The sequence below is a fragment of the Mesorhizobium sp. genome (assembly GCF_004962925.1).
In the GTDB taxonomy this organism is placed as follows: Bacteria; Pseudomonadota; Alphaproteobacteria; order Rhizobiales; family Rhizobiaceae; genus Mesorhizobium.
Genome location: NZ_SUEO01000348.1, coordinates 1 through 3,743 on the forward strand (window position 1 = coordinate 1; position 3,743 = coordinate 3,743).

At 55.1% G+C, this 3,743-nt stretch carries 6 protein-coding genes; 5 read left to right on the forward strand and 1 reads right to left on the reverse strand.

Annotated elements, in window-relative coordinates; all coding sequences use genetic code 11:
• Positions 1-1,695, reverse strand: a 1,695-nt coding sequence (locus tag E5W87_RS34610; RefSeq protein ID WP_292408212.1) for a calcium-binding protein, incomplete at its 3' end; no start/stop codon positions are given.
• A 584-nt stretch (positions 1,696-2,279) separates the two neighbouring features.
• Between E5W87_RS34610 and E5W87_RS34615 the strand changes: the two genes are divergently transcribed.
• From E5W87_RS34615 to E5W87_RS34635, 5 genes are all read left to right on the forward strand, one after another.
• The gene (locus E5W87_RS34615; protein ID WP_292408215.1) at positions 2,280-2,489 is read left to right on the forward strand and encodes a hypothetical protein; all 210 of its coding nucleotides are present in this window, start codon (positions 2,280-2,282) and stop codon (positions 2,487-2,489) included.
• A gap of 36 nt (positions 2,490-2,525) precedes the next feature.
• Positions 2,526-2,855: a hypothetical protein gene (locus E5W87_RS34620; RefSeq protein WP_292408218.1), complete on the forward strand. Its 330-nt coding sequence runs from the start codon at positions 2,526-2,528 to the stop codon at positions 2,853-2,855.
• Positions 2,848-3,111 carry a hypothetical protein gene (locus tag E5W87_RS34625; RefSeq protein WP_292408221.1) on the forward strand — a complete coding sequence of 88 codons (264 nt, stop codon included), beginning with the start codon at positions 2,848-2,850 and terminating at the stop codon, positions 3,109-3,111. The genes E5W87_RS34620 and E5W87_RS34625 overlap by 8 nt, the downstream gene beginning before the upstream one ends.
• Positions 3,112-3,155: 44 nt before the next feature.
• Positions 3,156-3,338 (forward strand): hypothetical protein, encoded by a 183-nt coding sequence (locus tag E5W87_RS34630; protein WP_292408227.1) that lies wholly within the window; start codon positions 3,156-3,158, stop codon positions 3,336-3,338.
• A 58-nt stretch (positions 3,339-3,396) separates the two neighbouring features.
• Positions 3,397-3,743: hypothetical protein (locus tag E5W87_RS34635; RefSeq protein WP_292408224.1), on the forward strand; the 347-nt coding region annotated here is incomplete at its 3' end.

Here is a 3,743-nt window from a genome sequence, read left to right on the forward strand (position 1 = left end):
AAAGATGCCCGTCTCGACCTCAAGCGATCCATCGGAGAATTGAATGAACTCTATGCTATGATAATACTCACCCCCGCCTGTCTCAGAATTGTCGGGCCTCAGGTCTCTTGCGATCACGTTGAGGAAACCTTGGGCGTCAACTTTCGTCGTAATGTCATAGTTTACTCGGCTTCCAAGCAGGATAGCTGTATCGGTGCCAAATCCACCGTAAAAATAATCTACTCCTCCACGACCGAGAAAGGTGTCATTACCGAAGTCGCCAGAGAACCAATCCCTTCCTAAACCACCCGATATGCTGTCGTCATATTGGCTTCCTTGGATTTGTGCTTGCTCGATGTTCAGAATCGTGAATGTTCCATCATCAGTATTGACGGCTACATTGCTTTCCAAATCAAAATTGACGCCGGATGTCTCGTTTCGGAAATCCAAATCTGTTGAATCTATACCCTCTCCCCCATCGAGCGTGTCGTTGCCATACCTGTCGGCTAGGAAATCGTCCCCTGCGCCGCCATTCAGAATGTCGTTGCCCGAGCCGCCAGTGATATAGTCGTTGCCCGAACCGCCGGTGATCACATCGTCATACTGACTACCGCCGATTTGTGCTGCTTCGAAATTGAGCAGCGTCTTTATCCCTTCATACGTATGGACCGTTACGTTGTCGGTCAAAGTGAAATTGACGCCAAGCTGGTCATAGAACTGGAGTTTGGTTGAATCTACTCCTTCACCCCCATCGAGCGTGTCGTCACCAGACCGGTCTTCTAGGTAATCGTCCCCCGCGCCGCCATTCAGAATGTCATTCCCCGAGAAGCCGCCACTGATATAGTCGTTGCCCGAACCGCCGGTAATCACATCGTCGTAGTTGGTGCCATAAATGCTTACCGCTTCAAAGTTGAGCAGCGTCTTTGTGCCTTGATCCGTATGGACCGTTACGTTGTCGGTCAAAGTGAAATTGATGCTGGATGACTGGTTGCCGAAAAAGAGACTCGTTGAATCTACGCCCTCCCCACCATCGAACGAGTCGTCACCGAGGTTGTTGGATATATAGTCGTCACCGGCGCCGCCGTTGAGGATGTCATTACCTTGCCCGCTATTGATAAAGTCGTTACCTGAACCGCCGATAATAACATCGCCGTAGTTGCTGCCATTAATGGTTGCCGCTTCAAAGTTAAGCAACGACTTTGTGCCGCGATCCGTAAGGACCGTGACGTTGTCGGTCAAAGTTAAATTGACGCCAGACGACAGGTATTGGAAACTCAGATAGGCCGAATCTACGCCGTCACCGCCATCCATCGTGTCATCGCCGCCACCTCCATCTATGTAGTCATTCCCAGCGCCACCGTTCAGAATGTCGTTCGCTGAGCCGCCAAAGATCGAGTCGCCATAGATAGTGTCATTGCCTGAACCGCCGGTAATAACATCGGCGTATGCGGTGCCTGAGATAGTAACTAATTCGAAATTAAGCAGTGTCTTTGTACCGAAAGACGTAAGTACCGTTACGCCGTCGGTCAAAGTGAAATTGATACCAGGCTGGCCGTAGAACTGGAGAGTCGTCGAATCTATGCCATCACCCCCATCGAGCGTGTCGTCGCCGAAGCCGCCATCGATTTGATCGTCGCCACCCAGCCCACTAATTGTGTCATTGGAGTCTGTTCCCTCCAGGTAGTCAGCTTGCGCCGTCCCATTGATGATTGCCATGTCGTGCCCCCGAAGCTGAAAGGTCTTTATTTGTGAAGAGAAATTCTCGGCTGTCAGCTCGTCAGACCAAGAAATTAAGCAAAGTCTAATGTAGTAATTTCAAGTTGTCCATCGGTCGGGGGCTTTGTTCAAGTAGTCCAAAATGCTTAGGCTGCTCGCCCGGCAAGACAAGCCGGCGAACGTTCGTCCTAGTCGGCCAGGCCAACAGTCTGAGCCAGCAGACGAATCGGCAGAGCCACCTAAGGGTCAACGCAGCGGTGACGACTGTTGGACCCGAGGGGGAGATGGCATTGTTGAGCTTCCATTCGCTGCCGCATTTACGTCTTCCACCAGCGTCAGCCACGACCCCGAAATAGGAACCGATTCCTCTTATGGTCAATCCGCTCTTGCCAGATTTGTTCCTATTTTGTTCTATGCGCCATGGAACGTTTGGAGGCACTGCTATGGACCGCATTGTGACGCTCGACAGCCGCGACGGGGATGTGATGAAGGCGCTCAAGGAAGTGATCGTCCTGCGCCCACCTTCAGGTGCGGCTTGATGCCTTGTCGGCACCGCGCCGCGCGACACGGTAGGAGGCGCCACAATGGGCATTATGCACCTGGACCCCGAGGCCAAGCCGGAACTGCACTCCGAAGCCGAGAGACTCATCGCTCGTTACGACAGCCCGCTTGAGACGGTGAAGGCGCTCATGGCCTACAACTGCGAGCTTGAAACCCAAATAGTCGCCCTCGCTCACAGGAATCCGGGCTTGGTGCATGTCAGCTACGACGACACGCCGCCCACCTTGGGGTGACAGCCGTGGGCATTCACGCGAGGACGATGTTGCCCGATGCATGACCTTATCGCCTTCCTGGAAGCCAACTCGGCGCTGGTGCTGGCGAACCCGGCCGTCTTTGCGACGTTTGCAGTCCTCTTCGGAGGCGGAGGCTTCTTAGTCGGCCGCTACTTGCTGACCGAGCGTGTCGCCAATTTGGAAAGCCGAATGGCTAGACGTGACGAGGAAATCACGGACCTGAAGGCAAAACAGAAAGCTCCAAAACGGGAACTGTCGATGGTGCCTTTGATCGGTGCCACTGCGATTTATCCCAGTGAACCGGAGCGACTTCCCATGCCTGCTGCCCAACTCCCCGCCCAGCGGAAAGGCAACCAACGTGTCTGAGAACATCCTCCCACAGCAGAAGACCCCTAAACTCATCGTGGTCACCGCCTTCGACCGCGACGAGAGCGGCGACCTTCAGTCTGTCTTTGGGCCAGCCGAGCAGCAGACCGAGGATCGGGCCATAAGGACCGCGAAGAGCTTGGCGGGGAAACACGCCGGGGTCATTGCGTGGTCGCGTGATGCCAATCCGGCGCTTGGAGAATACGGGGAGCCGACGACGCTCTTCGTTGGCGGCGACGTTCCGGACATGGAGTGAAGAGGTGGCTGGCCCACCTCTAGCTAAGAAGGGTGGATCATAGGATGATCGACGAACGGATCCGCCTTCCGGATGCAATGGAGCCCGTCACGCGCCCCGGCATTCAACACCATCGGTGCGAGCATCCCGGCTGCGGCAAGAATGCCGGATGGGGCTTTGCCAAGCCCAGGCAGACGCCGCACTGGTTCTGTTTCGAGCACCGCGCCGACGGCGAGCGTTTCCTTTAAGGCCCCAGGTATGGGTCTAATTCAGTCGGAGATTCCATCTCACGGCGCCAGACGAGACATGCTTCCAACGATGATGAGCCTTTTGACAAGATTCGCCGCCCTTGCCGCCAGCGCGGTGTGTTTGCCTTCGGCATCTTATGCAGAATTGCGCAACAATCAGCAGATTGAAGATGCATGTTACCCTATGGCTGCGGCTAATGAAGCGCTCGCCAGGATGCCCGCCTTTCAGGCGACGCGGGACCTCGTGATCAAGAGGCCCCAGAAACGCAGTGTGACGCATGAAGAGATGGTCTTTGAAAATGGCATCGCGTACCAGCGGAGGGCACCTTACGCGCCTTGGCGCAGCACGCCGTACAGTATCGTTGACAATGTCCGCCGTTCGGATTGTCACCGGCTGCGCGAAGA